16 protein-coding genes are annotated in these 20,881 nt (G+C 54.3%); 6 read left to right on the top strand and 10 right to left on the bottom strand.

Features of this window, described 5'->3' with window-relative positions; translation table 11 throughout:
* Positions 1–6 precede the first annotated feature (6 nt).
* The 3 genes from JFT44_RS11640 to JFT44_RS11630 form a co-directional block, all read right to left on the bottom strand.
* Positions 7–993 (bottom strand): hypothetical protein, encoded by a 987-nt coding sequence (locus JFT44_RS11640; protein ID WP_169989710.1) that lies wholly within the window; start codon positions 991–993, stop codon positions 7–9.
* Positions 994–1,016: 23 nt separating this feature from the next.
* Positions 1,017–1,742, bottom strand: a complete 726-nt coding sequence (locus JFT44_RS11635; protein WP_186625374.1) for a molecular chaperone — start codon at positions 1,740–1,742, stop codon at positions 1,017–1,019.
* Between the two features lie 107 nt (positions 1,743–1,849).
* Positions 1,850–2,077: a hypothetical protein gene (locus JFT44_RS11630; RefSeq protein ID WP_198830696.1), complete on the bottom strand. Its 228-nt coding sequence runs from the start codon at positions 2,075–2,077 to the stop codon at positions 1,850–1,852.
* Positions 2,078–2,262: 185 nt separating this feature from the next.
* Between JFT44_RS11630 and JFT44_RS11625 the strand changes: the two genes are divergently transcribed.
* The 3 genes from JFT44_RS11625 (at position 2,263) to JFT44_RS11615 (ending at position 10,408) form a co-directional block, all read left to right on the top strand.
* Positions 2,263–2,667 (top strand): DUF2251 domain-containing protein, encoded by a 405-nt coding sequence (locus tag JFT44_RS11625; protein ID WP_198830695.1) that lies wholly within the window; start codon positions 2,263–2,265, stop codon positions 2,665–2,667.
* A gap of 678 nt (positions 2,668–3,345) precedes the next feature.
* Positions 3,346–4,965 carry a hypothetical protein gene (locus JFT44_RS11620; protein ID WP_198830694.1) on the top strand — a complete coding sequence of 540 codons (1,620 nt, stop codon included), beginning with the start codon at positions 3,346–3,348 and terminating at the stop codon, positions 4,963–4,965.
* A 1,117-nt stretch (positions 4,966–6,082) separates the two neighbouring features.
* Positions 6,083–10,408, top strand: coding sequence for a hypothetical protein (locus tag JFT44_RS11615; protein ID WP_198830693.1), 4,326 nt, complete (start codon positions 6,083–6,085; stop codon positions 10,406–10,408).
* Between the two features lie 139 nt (positions 10,409–10,547).
* Here the strand turns inward: JFT44_RS11615 and JFT44_RS11610 are convergent, their stop codons facing one another.
* The 5 genes from JFT44_RS11610 to JFT44_RS11590 form a co-directional block, all read right to left on the bottom strand.
* A complete protein-coding gene (locus JFT44_RS11610) occupies positions 10,548–11,714 on the bottom strand; it encodes a hypothetical protein (RefSeq protein ID WP_198830692.1) in 1,167 nt (388 codons plus the stop codon).
* A 417-nt stretch (positions 11,715–12,131) separates the two neighbouring features.
* Complete coding sequence (locus tag JFT44_RS11605) at positions 12,132–12,338, bottom strand: hypothetical protein (protein WP_198830691.1); 207 nt, start codon at positions 12,336–12,338, stop codon at positions 12,132–12,134.
* Positions 12,339–13,060: 722 nt separating this feature from the next.
* On the bottom strand, positions 13,061–13,915 hold the full coding sequence (locus JFT44_RS11600; RefSeq protein ID WP_198830690.1) for a hypothetical protein: 855 nt from the start codon (positions 13,913–13,915) through the stop codon (positions 13,061–13,063).
* 303 nt (positions 13,916–14,218) lie between these two features.
* A complete protein-coding gene (locus JFT44_RS11595) occupies positions 14,219–15,247 on the bottom strand; it encodes a M48 family metallopeptidase (protein WP_233098336.1) in 1,029 nt (342 codons plus the stop codon).
* A gap of 129 nt (positions 15,248–15,376) precedes the next feature.
* The gene (locus JFT44_RS11590) at positions 15,377–15,652 is read right to left on the bottom strand and encodes a hypothetical protein (protein ID WP_198830689.1); all 276 of its coding nucleotides are present in this window, start codon (positions 15,650–15,652) and stop codon (positions 15,377–15,379) included.
* Here JFT44_RS11590 and JFT44_RS11585 point away from each other — a divergent pair.
* The 3 genes from JFT44_RS11585 to JFT44_RS11575 all read left to right on the top strand — a co-directional run bounded on the left by JFT44_RS11585 (position 15,651) and on the right by JFT44_RS11575 (position 17,467).
* A complete protein-coding gene (locus tag JFT44_RS11585; RefSeq protein ID WP_198830688.1) occupies positions 15,651–15,887 on the top strand; it encodes a hypothetical protein in 237 nt (78 codons plus the stop codon). The two genes, JFT44_RS11590 and JFT44_RS11585, sit on opposite strands and share 2 nt — an antisense overlap.
* A gap of 117 nt (positions 15,888–16,004) precedes the next feature.
* Positions 16,005–17,000: a HAMP domain-containing sensor histidine kinase gene (locus JFT44_RS28985; protein WP_307830008.1), complete on the top strand. Its 996-nt coding sequence runs from the start codon at positions 16,005–16,007 to the stop codon at positions 16,998–17,000.
* Positions 16,895–17,467, top strand: a complete 573-nt coding sequence (locus JFT44_RS11575) for a Sir2 family NAD-dependent protein deacetylase (RefSeq protein WP_307830024.1) — start codon at positions 16,895–16,897, stop codon at positions 17,465–17,467. Before JFT44_RS28985 ends, JFT44_RS11575 begins: the two co-directional genes overlap by 106 nt.
* 66 nt (positions 17,468–17,533) lie before the next feature.
* Here JFT44_RS11575 and JFT44_RS11570 read toward each other — a convergent pair whose 3' ends face one another.
* Positions 17,534–18,952: a Shedu immune nuclease family protein gene (locus tag JFT44_RS11570; protein ID WP_198830687.1), complete on the bottom strand. Its 1,419-nt coding sequence runs from the start codon at positions 18,950–18,952 to the stop codon at positions 17,534–17,536.
* A 142-nt stretch (positions 18,953–19,094) separates the two neighbouring features.
* The gene (locus tag JFT44_RS11565) at positions 19,095–20,846 is read right to left on the bottom strand and encodes a UvrD-helicase domain-containing protein (protein WP_198830722.1); all 1,752 of its coding nucleotides are present in this window, start codon (positions 20,844–20,846) and stop codon (positions 19,095–19,097) included.
* Positions 20,847–20,881 lie beyond the last annotated feature (35 nt).

Below are 20,881 nucleotides of genomic sequence, written 5' to 3'. Positions count from 1 at the left end.
ATGGGCTTACTTGTAGAACATATCGACGACCACCGCGGCATCGAACGCACCAGGCTGAGGCAGGGCGCGCCACTTCAAATCAGCCCTGAAGTCTTGGCGGAAGGTCTGGTTGGCACCATTCATTTTGGCCAAGGGGAACCATTCATTGAATGGCAGGTTTTGATGGGTGTAGTCCCAGGATAACGCGATGCCCACGGAGCTGTTATTAGCGGGTACCAACAAACCATCGATCACGCTCCCGCCGCCCGGTGTCGTGGCGAAGCGAGCGCTCACCGTGTACGGAGTGTCACAGGCTTTGCGCAGGCTCAGATTGAAGGTAGCGGTGCTCGCCACTTCACCGACCTTTGCCAGGCGCGAGGGTTTGGGAAAGTTGACGACACTGGGGGTAATCGTCAGGTCTGGCGTGCAGGGCACAAAGCGGATGTCGTTCACGCCGGTGACGATGTAGTTGAGGTTGCTGTTGGGCCGGCTGTTGAGCCCCGTAATCCCGTCCAGTTGAAAGACCCGGTATTGCGACAGGGTGCTGGCCTGGCCGTTTTGCGGCGTGCTACCAAACTTCTCGATAAACACGCTGAAGTTGAGGGTGAACCGGGCCTTGTCCCAACCGACGCAATTTGACAGGTTGCAACCGCGGTCGGAGTAGAACCCAGTACCGTACTTGCCACTGCTTTGGGTGATGGGCACTGAGTTATAGCGGATCCCGGCGCGAATGCCCTTGCCGATACTGACGCTTGCCGGGTTCAGGTAAAAAAACACTTCTTCGCGGCCGTGCTCAAAGTCATCCTTGCAAATCACGTTGACCGAGCGTGGGCCCGACTCCCAGATAATCGTGCCATCCGGCGCATCGGCCGCCACCGCCAATGCGGTACCCAGCGGTGCGGTGTCGGCGACCGAGCCGCTACCGTCCACCCGGCAGGCCAGCGCATAGCTGGTAGCGGGGAGGGCAGCGCTGACAAGCAGGGTGGCCACGAGTAGGTATTTAAGAGGTGACATAGGTCGGTATTCCCCGCGTTCCATCACTTGAGAACCGCGCGATGGCGGGCCTGCAAGCCGATATCGGTGATTTCGGTAAAGTTGATTTGGCTCCCGACGCTAATGGGGGCCTGGGTGCTGAAGACTTTGCGCTCACCGGGCTTGAGCAATAGGTAGTCATCCAGCACTTGAACCTGGCCGCCTTTGTCGACTTGCACATCCACCAGGGACAGATGAAACGCACTGGGATTGGTGACGGTCAGGGTTTGCCCATCGGTGCGGCTCCATACCAGTTGCGGCACGGCCTCTGACGAACTGCCTGCCAGCCCGGCCGGGCGATAGAACAGCTTGAGGCGCTGGCGCACGGCAAATTGCACGCTGTCGGCGGCTTCCGGCTTCAGCGGGATTTCCATGACGTTAAGCAAGAACATCGACTCCACATCGCTGGGCAAGCCTGCGCCGGCGTACAGAATGCGCAGCAGGTGATGCTGTTGAGCATCCAGGCGAACCAGCGGCTGAACCACGGCAAAGGGCACCGGCGACGTTGCATCATCGTCCTCGCGGGTGACCCAGCTTTGCACCGCCAGTTCGCTGGGGGACTGATTGACGATATTGATGCTGGCTTCTTTATATTGGCCAAAGTAGATCAGGCGCGTGCCTTCAATCTTGACCGTCGCCTGCGCACAGGGCGCCAGGGCCAGCAACGCTGCAATCAGCGCACTGATCCAGAGCAGGGAGCGGCAGAATGGCAAGTGGTTGAGAGGTGACATGAGGGCCCGTAGCTTTCCTGGGTGTGTTGGAGTGGCTTCGGGGTCCATGGTAGGAGGTGGGCGTCAGGGATTCTCTCAGGCGATCCTTAAAAGGGAAAATTACAGGCTCAGGGTTGGGGGGCTTTGTGTTTGTCACCGCCGAAAGTGACGCCCTTGTTAAAGAAATACACCACCACATGCCAGTGCTGGTCATGGGCCAGGTTAAAACCTGATATCAGCTTGAGCTGCCTAGAGTCGAGCGTGCCTGCCAATTGCGCAGCCACTTCATACAGTGCCGGCTGGGGCAGGGGAGTCGGTGGTGGACGGGGCACCACAGCGCGAGCCGGGACGATCATAGGCGATCAGCGGCGGCAGGATCGTATTCTACTGCACATTTATATAACTAAACTAAACAGTTATTTAGTTTAGTTATTCTTTTTTGTTTTTTTGACAGACATAGGGCAGGTTAACAGTTGTCACCCAGCCGTGGGCTGTTGGTATTCTTGATGTCTGAAACATTCAACTCGTAAAGGAATACCCGATGCCAATATACCTCGCTGCCGAATCAGAACTGCACGTGGGCCAAAACTCGGTCACAGAAGCACCCGCGGAAGAAGGAAGTTACGTTGTCGTATTCGAAGACGACGAGGACACCGGCTATTTCTACGCCCTGGATACAGCGGCTGAAAGCAACCCGATTCAAGACGCGCTGCATATCTACAACGTCGCGGACGTTTCAGACAAACATAAACCCTCCAGTTTGAAGATCGGTTGGTCAGTTGATCACAGCAAGGCCGTGTTGCTAATCAACGATTATCCGCATGCCATATTCGATTTCACGGCGAAACAAGGCTATTGCCGTACCGGGTTTCCACCGCACACTGGCAATGGTTGGTCTGAACATGGCCACGACTGGGATGATGCTGCGCTTGAACTGTTCGCATGAGTACGAGCCTGGGTTAGCCAGGCTTTTTCTTCTGCGCAAAGGATCCACCAGGTTTAACGGGTAGGCAGCGCCACAGCGAGTTTCAGCATCGTGTTTTTCCAGCAGGCGAGAAACACGGGGGGCCGCTTGGTGAAAAGCGTCAAGCAGAGCCCAACGAGGATATCCCATAGGTTCGCATAATGTATATTATGTTAAATTATGTATCATGTTAGAAATGGTCATGAGCCTCGTCAGGCACTGATTCGACAAAGCCGATTCTGGCATCCTGTGAACGTTGAAACCAAAACGGAACTCTGTCGCATCACCGGAAACAATCCCTTCTCAACGCGTTGCTCTCGACAGCTCACGTGAAACCTGAGCTGCGGCCGGCCACTGTCGAATCCAGGCCGGAGTGTTAAGCGGCTTGGGACTCGTCTTTTTGCGTTCTGGCCTGTCGCAGCCAGAACGGAAAAATGTTTAGATCTCCGCTTCTGCTGCGCCTAACCAGCTGAAATATATGCTTTTCTTAAAAGCGCTTTTTTTACCTCAGATCATCGCTGTCGTAACCAAATCGGATAAAAGACGCGCTGCGCAATGCGTTTGTCTTCAAGGTTTGCCAAGCGGAGATAATTAGCTACATTGGGCCGGTACATCGCTGCAATCGGACTCATCAAGGACGTCATGGTGTTCCCGAGATCAATGCTTACCGACCACGGTGAAACCGCACAACGTACTGAAGCCAACGCTAACGACATCGAAGCCGGTGGGCGTTTTGCAGCCCAATCGTCCCTGATCTTTGGCTACCTAGCCTCATTCCCAACAAAGACACACGCAGTCGAAACCTACGAGCATTTTTGCCGGTACGTCGAAAGTCTTCCTCCTTACATGCGAAGCACGCCTCGCATCGTGAAGTTCCTGGAAAAGTTCGTCCTCTGGGCTCTTTGCATTGCAAGGAAGCCACTGGCTGAATTTACGGCAGCGGATCTCAGGGCCTTCAACGCCTTCTGCGCGGGGCCTCCAGAAGCTTGGATTGGCGTTCGAAATGCGAGATTCGACATTGATGAAGGCATAGAGCGCCTTAGTGAAGACTGGAAGCCATTCGTCCAGCCCATAAAAGAGCCCCAATTTGGATACGTGCTAAATCGGTTCTTTGAGTTTTTGAGCTTGGACTTGGGTGTCCAGCCCAAGCTGTCGAGCTCCGACTTGAATAGAGCTCCCCGAATGCCCTTCAGTGAGCAAGACGACTCCCAAACCCAGGCGTACCTTCATTACCTAGCCAACCTGACGCCGTCCACCAAGGTTTCTGAGCGTAGTTTGTTCGTATGCTCGATCTGCTATCACTTGTGCCTCAGCTTCAAGGAGTGGCGCTCAGCGCGACTTCACTTTTCAATGTCGTGCTTCTCATCAATAGGCTCGGACGATCCCCGCTTCACTATGCGAGGTCATCTGCGGGACTACAGTATCCCCGTTCCTCAAACCCTTATAGACACGATAGCCAGATACAGGCACGGTCTGGGTATGAGCGCCATTCCATCAGTGGACGAAGTCGATCCAATACTCACGGAGGCGTTGCTCAATAAGTTAATGTGGAGACTTCCCAAAATGCCTGGCTTGGAGTGTTCTCCGAGTGAGTTGCTTGATCGAGCCGTGGGTTTCCGCGTCACTCAGCTCGATCAGCCAGCCCCGATTCGCCCGTCACCCAGCGAAACGTCGCGCCAGTACCGGTTGGGCTGGACGCGTAAGCAGCTATCGAAAGCACGCGGAGTCATTCATGATCAGGATACTGCGAATCTGGACACGGATTACCACAAACAGAATCGCCCGCCTCCGTTATTTGGCATGCACCAGAGAGACGTAATAGTTTTTACGAAGCCACAGGCCGAAGCCTATGTCGAAAGTTGCTTTCCTAAAAAATGCTTCACCGTCGCGATGGACTCGTTTGAGGTAATTCGAGCATATCGATCGTGCAGTGCGGATCGGCTAAAGCTAGTGGCGCTTGAAAAACTGCTTTTGTGGTCAATCTACGTTAAACAAAAATGCCTTCATTCTTTGAGACCGCTTGATGGTCGGGAGTTTTACGAGTTTTGTCTTTCGCCGCCTGCTAGCTGGACGACTAGGTATTCCCAGGCAAGGCTGCATGTGGAAATTAAGAGCGTGATACCAAATCCTAAGTGGGCTCCATTTGTCCGCATCTCCGGTGGCGATCACGACATGGTTGTGCGAGCAGCTCGAATCATAGACTGGTGCGATAACGTTTGTGATTCATTACTCAAGATCGAATCAATCAAGATAAACATTTTCTCAAATTTGCTGGACTAGGGAGTTAGATGTTTAAAACTACGCAAGTTTACTCAAGCAGCGAAGCACGACCGCCCTCCTCAGTCCATCTGATTTCCTGATCCTTGAGTGCCCAAGAGCCGGTGTCAGCGTTTCGCTATTTTCGGACGAAAATCCCCTAAACCTGGACGCCCCGGCCAACGAAAAATCGAGTGCATGATCGTTACATGCGCCCTCCTCTTCGTTTTTCCCTGCACAAAAATAGCTCCATGGGGTAAGCACCCGAGCCGCTCTGGCTGATCTTTGCTGCTCTCAAGCCTAGCTCCAGCTAACCCTCGCAGGAACACGGCCATGCTCTCCCAAAGGCGCTGCCGCAAACTGTACTTTGCTGCTTGGCCCAGTTTTTCAAGTAGCTGGAGCCTTGTAATCATTCGTGCGATGCCAAGTCGTGCCCGGCGTCGGCGTCCATTCCTGCTCATCCACGAAACTCCCAAAAGTGACCTGGTCATGGCGTAGCGTGATCGAACGAGTGGTACCGTACAGGGCGTAAAGAGCCACGACTACCTACCAGAGTTTTGCTATCGATGTGAGGACAGACTTGCGGCTCAAAGAAAGCTGTATGCATACACAGTAATGCGCCATGTCCTACTTAAACTAAACCGCGCCTCCGTCTAGCAATCTTCAGGGACAAGCAGATAAGCCCCGATGGCCAAAAACACGGGGCTTTCAGCTCTTTTCAATGGGCGGGAGTTTGTCGCTGACGGTCACTGGTGCCCTGCCCTTGAATGCTGGGATGGTTACCAAGACCCAGGGGGTAATAAAACAACTGCATGCATGTACAGTATTTGAGTTTCAACGTGCCTTAGATTGGTGGCAAGCCTATAAACTCTCGAACCGCCCGCCGCCCATGGCTGCAAGCCCTCGCCTCGCCGGCGCCGCAGTCGCCCTGGAAGTAGATTGGATCTCTAATGCCACTCCGCCCATGTCTCCGGTGATAAGATGGCCAGCATCTCATTTGCGCGAACCAGGTATGGCAAGGCCTCCACGGACTAAGGCAGCAAAAGCTCCCGCTTCTAAATCGACAAGCCCGCAGAAACAGGTCGCAAGCCCTATTTCTACAGGTGCACGAGGTGTTGCGTTCGAACATCGTGTACAGGCAGTGCGCCTACTCGCTATGTGCCTTGGCGACCACTGTGCAGGGTTGCGTGAGGGCTTTGTCATCGAGACCCTGCTGTTCCAAGGCAGGAGGTTCGGCCATAACACCGACGACCTTGTGATCCAGGCTGTATCTCCTGGCTCCGGCCAGAAAGCTACTATCAGAATGCAGATGAAGCGGTCGCCTCGGGCGATCGCCAGTAACGAAGCTTTCAAAGAGTCCGTGGGTCTTGCCTGGCTCGACTTCATAGCGCCGCCATTCCAGCGAGGCGTCGACGACAACCTGATCGTTTATCACGTAGCAAGCTCATCGCACATGGAAAGCGCTGTCGAGGTTGTGAGACTTGCGCTCGGCTCACTGTCGCACGACACCTGGTACACCCGCGTTCATGCTGAAGGGAGCAATGAACGGAACAGGGCTGCGTACGCGGCTATTAGAGCTGCTGCTGAGCACTACAACGAAGCGCCTGTTGCGGACGAAGATTTGCGGCAGTTTGCGCTCCACCTCAAGTTTTTTCCTCATGATCTGGATTCGGAACGTGGCCATGAAGTTGGGTTGCAGAGGCAATTGATCCAGCACACGTTGCCCCATAAAGACAGTGGCGCTGTGTGGGCGAAGCTGGTCGGCGTTTGTGCTGAGCTGAATGGCAGTGGCGCAGAAATCGACCTGACCTCACTTCACTTGCACTTGGAAGGACTAGCTCAAGATTTTCACAGGGCGCGGCTCATGCGTGAAGCCATCAAAGACCTGAGCTTGGGCACTGTAGTTGTTAGCCAAGAGCGGCACACTCAGCTTGCCCCTCTAGCGGAATACCTAGCGCCTCTTCTTTCAGGCAGCCGCCCTGCCACGAGCAGCTTTCTCGCGGATGAGCTTCCGCCAGCGAACCCGATATCAGATAACACCCTCGCCTCTCGCCAGCTCGATCGCATCAGTCAACTGCACAACGACCACCGTTACCGCGATGCGCTGGCTCAGCTGGAGGTGCTAGAAGACGGTCTTGACACATACGATGCGCACCAACAGGCCCGATGGTATTTCCTCCGTGGGATGTGTTCCTGGCATTTGGCTGATGACGTTAAAGCCGCGGCAGACCTCGAAATGGCTGCCAGCCTATACCAGGACGATGAGCGTATTGCGGCAGGCTTTGTCCGGGCGTGGATGCTCAAGAACGACGTACAGACTGCGATCCAGGTTGGACAGGAGGCCATCGCGCGCTTCCCTGATTCGTACTCAGTCTGGGTGGCACTGACAAATGCGAGGCTCTTAAACAGAGAGCAGCTGACGGCCGAAGAAATACCTGAGGCGTTCCGTGACAAGTCGGGAGCTTGGCAGATGGTAGCCAGCTCAATGGCCGGGGCCGGGGATGATGAAGGCGCGGTGGGTGCCATCCGGACGGCAATGGAGCAGTCTGACGGCTCAATTTTCATACTCGAAAATTATCTCCGGTTTGTCCTTCGATTGGCCACTGCCAACCCCTTCCACGTGAACACGCGATCGCAGCCCCAGGATCGGCGTGTGCTGATCCTCGACGCCATGTCGAAGTTCGATGATCGCGAGGGTGTGTTATGGGCTGAGCAGAGCCCCAGGACAAAAACCGAAATTGTCTTTCACCTAGCGTATGCGCATCTTTTGCTGGGTGAGCCAGCTGAAGCGTTGAACATGATCAAAGCTGGTAGGCAGCGTGGCGTTCCCGAGGACGAATTAACGGTTAGGGTGGAGTTGGAGGCGCTCTGCGATCTCCAGCGTCACAGCGAAGCTGTTGCTTGCTGCGCTGATCGTGTCGAACAGCTCTCTGATGAAGCTCGTGTGGTTTTTGGGCAGGCGTGCCTGGTTGCCAACAATCCGGAAATGCTTGCCGCGGCTTACAGCGCTCAGCTCAGTCAGGCTGATACGGATGTCTCTCTCAGAGCGACTCGTATGCTGAGGCATTTGCACTGGGAGCTGCTGTTACGCGAAGGTCAGCACGAGGCCGTGCGGAATGAGCTCGCCCATCTCGGTATCACGCCGCAAAACAGCAGTATATGTGATGGTGTGTTTGCTGCCCGGGCGTATGCGGGCAACGAGGAGATGCGTCAGGCCTTCGGAGATCGCGTTGCTGAGCTCGCACCGCAGAGCCTTGACCTACTGGATCTATCCATGGCATCGCAATGGATGCTTCATGTGCGACGTTACGGTGACGCCATTGCGATGCTTGAACGCCTCCTACCAAGAGACTCGTTCAGTCCCCTGCATGTTGATTTACTGCACTGCTACGCGCTCAGTGGTCAAAGATCCAAAGTTCGAGACCTATTGGAATCACTTCCGGGAGAATGGCGACACTCAGCAGACGCCCGCCAAGTGGCATTGAGTGTTTACGGCGAGGCCTGTGACTGGCCAAGAATGCGCGAGATGGCTGAGTTGCTCGTCGCTGAAAGTCCTGGTGAGGCCGCAGGCTGGTTACTGCTCATTCAAGTTCTGGCGAACGAAAGCCATGGTCGGATGGATGAGGCTCTTGCCCGGTTACCTGCACAACTGAGCGGCTCCGCTCAAGAACAGTTGAAGCTGGCCAACGCAGAGCTCAGTAGAGGTCTGCTGGAACGTGGCCTTGACCGTATCTACCGTGCGATGCGGTTGAATGGGGAGGATGTTGAAGCAGCAGCTGGCCACATCTCTCTCATGTTCCTAGCATCGAAGGAGATTGAGGTCGTTCATGCCCTTCCCTCTGCGGTTGAGGAAGGCACCGCTGTCGAGCTTGAAGACAGCACCGGCAGGACTGGATATGTCTCAATCGATTTTGCCTCTGAGCCGCCACTGGCACCTGCAGGTGAATTCGTTGCCGCGGACTCGTCGCGGGCCGCCCAACTGCTCGGTTTGAAAGTGGGTGATACCACAACCGTCAGCAGTGTGGTCGGAGAGCAGACGCTCACGGTGAAACGGATCATCACCCTCCATCGACGCCTGATCGACCTTTCCTACGAGCGGGTGTCCAGTTCGGTCGTCCCGAGCAAGACAGTCGTGGCGATGAGTATTCCAACCCGGGATGATGGCGAGATCGATACGGCTTTCTTCGTCGATCAGCTAGAGCAAAAGAAATCTCAAGGCCTCAATACCATCAGCCTGTACGGTCAGCATCACGCCACCCTAGGCCTGCTCGCACGCCTGCTGGGTACGGACGTCATTGAACTGGTGAGGGGTTGGCCCGATGAAGGGGCGCTTCTTCAAGTATCGACGGGGTTAGGCCCCCACGATGTCTTCCCGACGGACACATCCCAGGATCAGGCATGGCTCATTGACCTGTCTATGCTGGTGGAGCTTGCAACCCTCGGTTTACTCGATGTCCTGGAGCTTTTCCCTCGTTTGTACGTCACAGCTGCCACCAAGCAACTCTTGGACGTAAAGCTGGAGAAATCGGCCCACTACCGAAAGAGCGGTACACTCTTTTCCCACGGTGGCCATCTTGGCATGCAAGAGCTCACTGAAGACGCTTGGCGCAAGGATCGTGAGTATCTCGAATCGATCGAGAAGGCTATCGGGGCGTTCTGTCAGGTGGTGCCGGCATACGGGCCGCCTGAGGCGTCCGAGCAGATGCAGATGCTTGAGGACATCCTGGGCGATGAAGACCATGCAGTCCTGCTCGCTTGCCAAGAGTATGGTGCAGGTCTTCTGTCGATTGATGCGCGGTTGCGCGATCTTGCCGGCATGCTGGGGATCGTTGGCGCGTCCACTCAAATGTTGCTGAGGGAAGCCCAACGGGCAGATGGGCTATCGCAGGAGGAGTATTCCCTGGCCGTAATGCGACTCGTCATGGCCAGGCGTAGCTTTGTTTCGGTTCGGGCGGTGGATCTCATCGTCATGATGAATCAGGGTGAGACGTTTGCGAATTTTGGCATCAACCGCCTGCGTAGCTACTTGGCGGAAGAGCACCTTGCATTCGACACTGCAGTACCTGTGCTCGTAGATTTTGTGTGCGGAATGTTCATGCAGAACCGCTGCAACCTAGGTGTGATGCTCCAATTGATTGAGTTCTGCTTCGAGCCGTTGTTCAGGCACCCTCACTGTCCAGATGGCTTCTGCCAGTTGGCCCTTGAGCATGTCTTCCTCAAATTCCACAGATATAGAATCAGTCCCGCGGCTCGTCGAGCCGTTGAGCAAAGCCTGCAAGCGGCTGAACAGCGAGCGGAGCGTCCCTGCAAGCTGGTGAAGCTGAATGCGGAGATCACCTACGCCTTCGTAGTCCCATTCTGGTCAGTAGCAGCCCCGTCCATGTTGACTGCCACCCAGTTAGAGACAGGAAGTGAAGTGCCTGCATTGGGCTCGGGCGGGCAGCAAACTGGAGAGCGTGGTGCATGACCTGCTCTCGGGGTAATTGTCGTAGAACTCAATGGTTGCTGATTTCCATCCAGACAAAGCCGTTCCATATCGGCTTCAACCGGGAACGGCTCTGGAGGGTTAGATAAGGTCATGTGGTGGGTCATGGAAGACTTGAGTGTCAGTTTTTGCCACTAAGGGAGCCGTAAAACTGAGCCCACCGCTGACCTGGCGTAAGGCAGCTTCGCTCGCTAACGGAATCGTTATAGCGTCGAATTTCAGCCGTTAGCAATCGCAAAAAATCCTCCATCGTGTAGACGCAATCATGGAGCCGACGGTGGATTTCAGTGGTGCTGAGAGATCCTAATAAGCGCTCTATCAAACCTCCGTTTTGAGGCCTGCGGGATCGCTGCCCTACCTCAATCCCATGTCGCTCGCCACATTTCTTGAATGATTCGTTCCAGTCTGCTTCGCCCACGTCAACGATGAGCCGTTTCGGTTGACCCTGGTGTACGTAAGAAGTGGTATGCACTTGCACAGGTCGACCGAGTGATTGTTCCAAAGCCTTTAACGCCAATTCGGTGGCGTCTTCATCGTCACCAACCGCGCTTTTCAAAATCCTCATGCTTGTGTTATCCAAAATCAACGTCACCCGGGGGCGGCAAACCGTCCCATCCTCAGCCACGACTTGAATATCCGGCACTAACACTTCAAGCGAGAGATGCAAGCTTTCGAGCTGGCTGAAATTAGACTCGAAGGTCTCGAAAACCAGGCCTGCCCGACCGGCTTTTGCGTACGTAACGCTGCATGTGGTGGCGTGTGTCTTCCCATCTCCGTGTTTGCATGTGCCATGGCACGTCAACACCCAGTGGTCAGACGCAGTCCACAACGTTGAGGGCTCGTCGTCATCAGTAGGGTGCAGGGTGCTGAAGGTGGTGGCTTCACGCCCTTCCTCGATTAAACGGCGGCGGATATCGTCATGCGCATGCCGCAAGTAAAAGTCCTTGAATCCACGATAGACAGACATACAAGACCTTTTGCCCTCCCGGGTGATCATCTTGGCTGCCTGCTCAAGACCCTCCAGGCATGCAGTCAGGCAGGGCTCCGATGCGCCGCAGATGGTCACTGCTCGTTCGGAACCCAGCTTTACGTTGAGCACCAATGCTTCGGCTTCCCCGAGATGATGAGAGAGCTCAGCCGCACCCTCCTCTTCAGTTACGAAAGCAAAGGTCTCATACCCCAGACAGCCCGCCACCACTTCATTTAGCGCGGAGTAGTCCACTTGTGCATCGCATCGGGCGAGAATGGTTGCGGCGTGATCGGCTGCATGATCAATAAGGGGCTTCATAGCTACCTCTGCCTGTAAAGCGGAATCGGATGTCTGTCGGTGTGGTTGGTTCGAAAGGTGTCTTTAATTAAACCTAGCTTGATATTGTTTGCTCGTATATCCGCACTTCACGCTTAGAAATTCCAGGAGGACTTAGGGGCACCCCTTATCTACTCATGTTCTGGCTCTAATCCTTCAGGTATTAGGATGACGCCTCCAAGTATGAGGTTTGTATTTGCGTCGGCTACCCAGGTTAAAAATGGTCGAGTCTCTCCAGATGCGTTGAGTTTTATAGCCGCAGCGATAACAATCGTGCGAATCGTGGGCTCATCCGGGGGGACTTCTTTCATGCGATTTCACTCTCCAAAACGTTTCCGAAAGCAAGAGCACACTCGTCATGCAGTCAATAGTGCCGCCTTCACATGACTCATGAGGCAGCTATTTGGGGAGCGCCCCATCCTCATCCGTTTCGCTCAGGCCGTCTGGACTCATGGGTTCCAGGCTATAATCAAGGATGATGCGTGTTTTGGAGTCTTGATAAGTAACTAGCTTGTAGTTCTGCTCTACCGCGGAGTAGTCTTCGTCGGCGAACAGAACATCTATGACTGTAAAGTCTACCTGCACAACTGTGGGGTCATTTTTCATCTGATCTTCTCCCCGCATTATTGAGGCCATGTAGCAAGCCTGCTCATTGGCGTCGTGGGCTTGAGAGTAGGCCGTCAGCCAAGCTTGTCAAGGTGACTCTTCATCGTTCGTAATTGGATAGTGATCCCAACTAAATAATCAGCATGGGAATTTGCAAGGCAATGGATATTGGCAATGTGCCATTAATCACCTTAATAGTATACTAAGTGTACTTAATGGATGAGGCTCAATCCTCTTGCATAATCAATGCATTGCTGGGCGAGCGGCAGCAATCACAGGAGTCAGTAAACTAGGCGCACTTAATTTCCTTTAAGCGGTTATGTCTCCGAGGGGCTGACTGGTACGATAGATTTAATGTTTTACAGTTGAAGCTTAAATTGAGAAAAACAATCAGTACGGCCAAGGTTCTCCGCTCTTGTGGTACCGGCTGAGGTTGCCATCTTTGATGGCGGCTCAGTTCTTTGCCTGCTTTTCAACCAAGCAAGATAACTATGGATTGAGCGAGGCAGATGCTTAGATTAGTAGCTTACGAGGTCGGTTAATGCTGACTGCCAGGCAGGTGCGCCCTACTCCAATCTTTCCTCAATACCGGTACAACGAGAACGTCTGATGAAAATCGAGCGAAGCACGAATGGGGCTCCACCGGCTTGCATCGAGCTGAAACTCCAGGATTTGGCCGGCCGCGAATGCAGTGACCGACCATGCTCAAATCGAAAAATACTCTACTGATGCCGTTCGATGTCCCAAGGCGCTGTGGCGTTTTCGCTTGAGACGGAATATTCACATACGACTGTCTGGAAATTTTCTGGAATAGGAACCGAGCGCAGGTAAGGCACTATTCTCCACTCGAAACCTGCAAACTCGTCTAGGATCGGGGCAAGTAGAGCCAAGCGCTTGTCGGCATCCAAAAACACCATGGCCGTCTTGGCACTGTCTATATTTGCACAGGGAGAGTGTGCATTGAAATCTACGGAGTGAGCGATTCTGTAAATTATTTGATGTCTCACACCCTCTTTCCCAATCTTGTAATGCGAAAACCAAGAAATGATCATGAATGCTAGCCCAGCAACGACTTGGCAGGTTATGAGCATGAGCCCTTTACCAAGATGAAGCCCTTCCATGACCGAGCTAACGGCCACTAGGAAGCACACAATTCCTGAGATAAAGAAAAACCAAAACAGGAGGTTGATCATGTGCAATAAAGTGGCTGCTATCAACGTCATCGGAAAAGCGCTGGCTTCCATGTGGAATATGATGTTGATGTCCACTGAGGCAATTGTCCTAGCGACGTAGCCTAGGCATGCCACAAAGAAGGCCCACAACAACAAGCTTGATTTAAGATTCATGATGCGATGCATCAAGGTGACTTCTACCAAACCCAAGAACACATAAATTGAGCCAAGCAAGGCACCACACATAAATATGGCAAATTTTTCGGGCTCAGGATCATCGCCGCTAGTATATGAAATCGCGATGAAAAACATGACGACGACCACCACGGTAACGCCGAATAGAGCCTGAATGGCGGAGTCTTTAGCTTGTTTCTCATCAAAAATCTTGGTATGGGAACTGCTCAATTTTATTCAACCTTACTTGAATCGTGGAGGATGATAGTGACGGCAGGAGGATCGACCATTCCCGGAAGAAGCCTATACACTCTGGCCCGGCTTCCAAGGTGGGATTGGGCTAGCTTGACCGGTTAAATTTAGAAGAATGGTGTTTCAGAAGAGTTGTCTTTCCTGACCACACAGCCATGAGCCATCAGGACGTTAAGGCAGCGTCGCGGTACATCCTGATTTCGCAGGGGCAAGTGCGCTGCGTCAAGCGATCGTCAATCCCGGTGTGAAAATGGGTGTACCAATAGGGCGCGGCTTTTGCTATTAAGTCTTGATCCGCTTACCCACCGAAGCCAACCTGCGCTTAACGCCAATTTTTGGATTCAAAGCCAGCGCTTCCTCATAGACCAGGACTGCTTCGGGGTACTGACCCAGCTGCTCGTGTGCAAGCCCCTGGACTTTGAGCGCTGTGGGTTTCCAGGCAAGGTTTTCATCGGCGCCGAGCGATCGGGCGCGCTGCACCGCGATCAGGACTTCCTGGATGCGCTCGTCTGTCAGGTCGACCTCCCCCAAGATCTTTTCCGCGGCGAGGATGATGCGGTCGTAATGGGAGGAGTTGAGGTTGGCATCGCCAAGCTGATCAGCATCCATGAATCCGCCGTGAACGTTGTACCGGAAGCTCCCCATGTCCTTGAACTGCGCCATGAGTTCCCCGGTACCCTCGTCCACTTCGTAGCTGTCAGGCCATCCGGCCTTCGGCGTGACGCTATACATTGCCACCCGATTGACCAGGTCAAACAAGAACACCTTGTTGCCATCCTCGGTTGGGCTGTTGGCGGTGGCGCAGAATGCGTATTTCCCATGCTTAGAGATACCGCTGGTGAGAATATTGGCGGTTAGATCTTTAGCGAGAATCACAGAGCCACTGGGATCAAAAACGCTGAACGTCCCAGACAGGGTGCTCCCAAAATGCCAATCTTCGAGGCAAAACACGCCGGTGTCACACACGTGGCCATTGTTTGGCCTAGGCATGCTCCCATGGCAGGCAACGGTGCCGCTGCTCACATCTGCAAGCACGTAGGCCCCTAAGCCGGATTCTCTGTGACCTCCCCGACCCGCTGACGGATCAGAGTCTCTCCAGGCGATCGCCCACTTCTTGGACTTTGACAGCTGATAGATGCCCGAGAAATCGAGCGATTCGACAGTGAGGAAAAGCTTATCTCGTCGGATCTGAGAAGCGGCCCGGAGCTCTGGCTGAGCGTCGAGAGATTGAGCCTGAGCGGGCCGGTGCCTTGCTGCGGTATCGGATTTGACGGCTTTGGTTCTGTTGAACAGCCAGCTGAAAATGCTCATCTCCTACTCCTTTAGACATTTGAGCGCACTGGGATGGAACTGCATTCCAAGAATAGATCTGCGACTGGAGAGGCTAAAGGGAATTAGATTGAAGCGCGGGGAGGCTGCATGAACTCCCCCCGCAGACGCCTAGGGTACGTTAGGCCTTTCCACTTCAGCGTAGTGGTGGACTTCGTGGAACTCTATTGCCCCATGCTTCTTAGCATCGAAACCTTGAAACGAATGGCGCGATCCATTTTTGGAGTGGTCGGCCAGCACCACTTCGTTGATGACCCTTCCCGTAGATCGCGATGCAATCTCACCGTCCTCATCCACGTATTCTTCTGACTCAAAGGTAGAGACGTGGAACCAGTACAAGCCTTCGGGTGCAGTTTCCTGATCGCATGGCTTCCAAACGAGTGACATGGTTTTCCTTAGCATTTTGCGGCAAAAGGCCATTATAGAGGTGTGGGCGCTTCGGGCAAAGAATGGATTTGACTCATTATCCACCATTCGCACAGTCAAATCCTCCAATGGCAGTCGCGAAATTCGTACCCATGCCATCGAGAAGAACGACAGCCTCCAGCTCAGTAAATTTCAAGCACTCGGTTACCTGCTGCGCTGGGTTGATGCGCTATGCGAAGATCCGGCGGATCACTAGGCACGGAGAGTACCCTTGAGGTTCCGCTCTGGCGGCTTCGCACAGAGCGAAGCGCTGCCGTAGACGCTATAGTTCACGGCTGACCTAGGATGGTAGAAGCCTAATAAGAGGTAGACGATGCGACTCCCCGACTTCATCGAAGCGAATCTGGAACCCATCCTCCAGGCTTGGGAACGCTTTGCCAGAGGCATTGATGTCCCTAGGCAGGATCTGGCTGCCACTGCCCTAAGAAATCATGCAGAACAGATCCTCAACGCTGCCGCCCTGGATATGCGAACTCCGCAAACAGTACGTCAGCAAATAACGAAGTCACAAGGCCTGGCGCCACAGAGTGATCAGGAAACTGCAGCACAAACGCACGCCGTACTCCGGCTTATAGACGGGTTCTCCATGGATCAAATGGTGTCGGAATTCCGCGCCCTGAGATCCAGCGTGCTGAGGCTGTGGCTGGCTGAGGAAGCTATCAGCTCACCTTCGCAAATCGAGGATATGGTGCGTTTTAACGAGGCCATCGACCAGGCGCTGGTTGAGTCCATCAACGCCTATGGTCAAGCTGTTGAAACAACCCGGAAAATGGTTTTAGGAGTGCTGGGACACGATTTGCGGGCGCCCCTCACGGCGACGCTGATGGGCGCTGACTTACTGAGGAAAAGCCAAACGCTCTCAGACCGAGAAAAAGACATCGCTGCCCAGGTAGGCATAAGTGCCCGGCGTGCGAATCGTATGGTCAATGACCTTGTCGACCTTGCCAGATTCAATCTGGGCACCGGAATCCCGGTTGTGAAAAGTCCTACCGAGCTTAACTTGATCTGCCGGACGACAATCCAGGAGCTGAGTGCTGGTGAGCCGAACGCAACGATCATATTTAAAGATACCGATCAGGTCGTGGGAGGCTTTGATCCGGAGCGAATGGCTCAGGTATTCACCAACCTGATTGGTAATGCGGTCAGGCATGGTGACCTGCTGCACTGTTGGCGACAGCGGAGGCGTACCGAGCAGACCCCAGTCTGTGCTGGGGCTGGTATGAATGGCGTAGATCAAAGGTGCTTCAGGCCACACCGAATGCGGCATACCTGGCTATCGCCAAGCTTGCGGATTACGTTCCAAAGCTGACCATCGTGACTCAGAACGTCGACGACCTTCATGAGCGAGCCGGAAGTGCGGGTGTCATTCACCTTCATGGAAGTCTGCACGCACCGCGATGTCTCGACTGCGGTGCTGCATACGAGTTGACTCTGGCCGTCCAAGAGCTGTCCGAGAATGGCCAACGCCTCAATCCTCCAAGGTGCGAAGGGTGTGACGGCCTCATTCGCCCTGGTGTTGTGTGGTTTGGCGAGATGCTTCCTGAGCGTGCCTGGAATGCTGGGCTTGCAGCAGCAGAGGACTGTGATCTGTTCTTATCGATAGGGACTTCGGGCATGGTCTTCCCCGCGGCAGAGCTGCCGCTCCGCGCATTGGGTAAGGGGGCGACGGTGGTGCACATCAATCCAGTACCGTTCGAGATCAGCGCGGATGAGCATTTCCTGCAAGGGCCGGCCACCCAGATGATGCAGTCTTTGATCTCTGCGGCGTTTGAATGATCGAAAAAGACTGCGTCGCGTAGCTGAGATTCTGGGCTGCATGTAAGCACTCAGCCCGCATCCCTTTCAGAACACATCCGGAGCTGGAGTTTGCTCTGCGGGCGCAAGGTGTTGAGCGAGTAGCTGTAGCTTGCCCAGCAACTCATCAAACGTGACCACCTCCACATCCTTACAGGCATTGCGGAACAGCTCGAAGCTGTGACGGCGACTCTCCTCGGTGGGTTTGGTACCAGCAATCACGACGCACCTGGCGGTGTCTGGATGCAGATCGCGCATAGCCTTATCTTGCAGGTGTGAGAGCCAATTCGAGCGCATGAGGCCCTGTTGATGCAACACCTGAGTGATGGCGCCGCTGAGTTGCAAATGCGGCCCGTAAACGTCCTGGTTACGGTATGGCCTGCTTTGCATGAGAGGCGTTGAGGGCTTTTTGATTTCCACAATCGCCAGTTCACGGCCTTGTGCAAATAGCAAGTCCCCAATGTGAGCGCCAGCACCGTGAATCATGGATCCGCGGGCATGAAATTGCGTGTGCAATAGCGAAACAGGGCGTGCGAACACCATGCTGAGAATAAACATGTTGTCTTCAAAAAAACGCTGCCAGTGGCTCTCCTGCAGTTCCTGCCCAAGCATCTGCTGATATCGCTCGATCATTTTGGCCAAGGTGACCCGTTCGATCTCGGCATGAAGTGCATACAGCTCACGCGGCGCCTCTTGCGCCAGCAATTCTACGCTGGTCTTCACTTGCTTGAGCTGGCTTCGACGCTCCTGCCTGGCAGCGTACGTCACAGCTTTCCTAACCGTTGTGGCTCCCGCGCTCAGCGATCCAATCCGAGGGCAGGCGAAGATCAAATTAGGGACAAGGCCAGGGAAGACCTCTCGCATCACCCAGTGGAACTGAGCAGATATCTCACTTTTGCGCTTAGCCCTGGAGATTCTCGTGCACGCTCTTCGGCACTCATCGATCTGGGCCTCCCGCACAAACACCGTACCTGCCTCCTCGAATGTGTCGCCATCTGCGCAAATTACAAGGGTATGCGCCTGCGGTACTAACCTCAGACTCCTCCACAACGGGGCGAGTTGTTTCACTAGCCCTAACCCTTCGTCACACGGATTGAATAGCTTGCCAGGGAGGTAGAGATCTACATGAAGCTGGGCACCGTCATGGTTGTCTGGCACATCGTGAACGTTGCTTGTCTCATAGGCGATGCATTTGATATTCCCGTGCCTAGGACTTCGATAACGCTGAGTGTGCGGGTTAGTGTAAATGGGGTACATTGTGATCCAGCCAGGATCGATCGTGGCCAATAAATGCCATTGATCCTCCGGAAGTGACCGCCAAGTTTCAGCTCCCACCTGCTCGAATATTTGCAGATAGAGATCAGCCGAGAAACCATTCTCAGTGGGGCGTTGGACGAGATTGAAAGCCGGAGTTAGGACTTCCTCCCCATCCCAAAGTACCTCGGGCTGCTGTTCACCATTTGCCATAGCGTTCCCCTCATTTTCGCGACTGGAAGGATCGTGCCCTTTGGGCGGATCCTTGCGTTGATACGCTAGAGCACATTGCGCCCCTTTCGGTATCTGGCCGAACCCTACAAACCGTCTTCCTCATGAAAAGCAGCAGCGTCGGTTATGGAAGTTCAAATCCTAGCTTTGTCAGCACTTCTCGTTCCTTGGGCTTCAACTTTTTCACAGCCCAGAACAATCTATGCTGTGGCCGCGAACTTGCCACGTAGGCAAACCGTGCAGCCTCTGCATCGCGGTCGCGTAACCAGTCACGCCAATGCGAGAGATGAACCCCTGGCTGCTGTGACGAAACAAGGACTGTGACATCGTGAGTTTCGCCTTTCACCTGGTGGATGGTCTCGTAACGTAGGCTGTCCGGGCGGTACTCCTGGCGGTCGTGACTCCGAAGGCGAACTGAGACCTTGTTTTGTCCCTCTCCGGCCCGGGCACTTAGATTCAGCTCACGTAGGCCTTCCAGATCCTCGCGAATCTCTGGGGGTACGAATGCCTGATCAGGTAACTGACGCAGCGCAAGCTTGGCATTCCGTGCCCAGGCAGACCACGTCATGTTCGGGTCTGCAGCTCCATTGGCAGCCATGAATTTGAGGCTTTCGTAGATGAATTGCCGCCACACCAGCTTGGACTCCATTGCGACCGGGCAATACGGCCCTGCCCGGCTTACCTGCATCTCCAGTTTCCCAGTAAGCCATTTGGCGAATACCCGAAGGCTCTCCTTAATGTCCTTGAGTGAGCCGCTGCTAGCGCTAATTAACGCGACTGCCAGTACCTCGATACCTTCGAAGGCATCGCCACTGCGTAACCGCTGCAGGGTGGTATGCCCGCGGGCTACTAGCACCACTCTTTGGTAATGGCGGGTTAGGTCGCGAATGGTGGGCAGAAGCTCCGATGGACATTGCTGGTATTCGAGAATCTGCGGGGGTACTGAGGCTATCTTAGGGTTGCCTTTGATCTGGCCGATGCCAAGTAGGTTGCTGCACAAGTCAACGATCGCCTGCCCGCTTCGCCAATTCGCCGTCAATTCGTACGGGTTGAAATCAAGCCTGTCCATCAGCTTCTCGACCCTTTCCGGATTTGACCTCCGAAAGCCATAAATCGACTGATTGAGATCCCCGACAAAATGAAATTTGACCCCTCGATCGTGGAGCTTTTCGACGATCCTGAGCTGCTCTTCTGAGAGATCCTGGCACTCATCCACTATCACCAACGGGAATCGGCGGGCCAGCCGGGTGAAGTAGGCATCGTACTTCGCATCCCTCAGTGCCATGAGGGCGAGCATGTCGATGTCACCGTAGGTTGCGAAGCCAGCCTCCCAAAGTTTTCTCTTGGTATCTATGAGGTCTTGCCGGGTAGCCTTGTCGATGATGGAGCCGTTGAGCTGCTGATCCAGCGACCGCTCACCGGTTGAGAAAACGAACCGAGTTAAGTCCAGGTCATAGTTGTACCGACACGCTGGGATTCGACGACCGCAGATGGGGTTGCGCGTGGGGAAAATTTTCGCTGATTTTTCAAGAATGCGAATCCGGTAATCCCCATCCTTGCCTTTGTAGCCAGTCAGGTCGTGCGCGATCTTGCCCACGAGCCGGGTGAACACAAAACTGTCAAAGGTAGAAATGCTATGCGGATAGCCAATGGTCCCGCGTAGGTGCTTGTGTACCCTACCCTTGAGTTCATCCGTTGCACTGTTCGAAAAGGTCAGCACTGCGATGCCTGCGGGGAAGAGAGACCATTCCCCCACGACCTTGGACACCATGGCAGCAACCACCTCGGTCTTGCCGCTACCAGGGCAAGCCTTCAGGTACACGTGTCGATCTAGAGGGGCGTCAAGGTAATCCAGCTGTTCCCGCGTAAAATCCAAGTCATCAGCAGTCGCGGACGTTCCCCCATCATCGA

This window comes from Pseudomonas sp. MF5691, from assembly GCF_016405645.1.
Taxonomy (GTDB): Bacteria; Pseudomonadota; Gammaproteobacteria; order Pseudomonadales; family Pseudomonadaceae; genus Aquipseudomonas; species Aquipseudomonas shahriarae.
The sequence above is the reverse complement of the archived record's forward strand: the minus strand, read 5'-3'. Positions and strand labels throughout refer to the sequence as shown.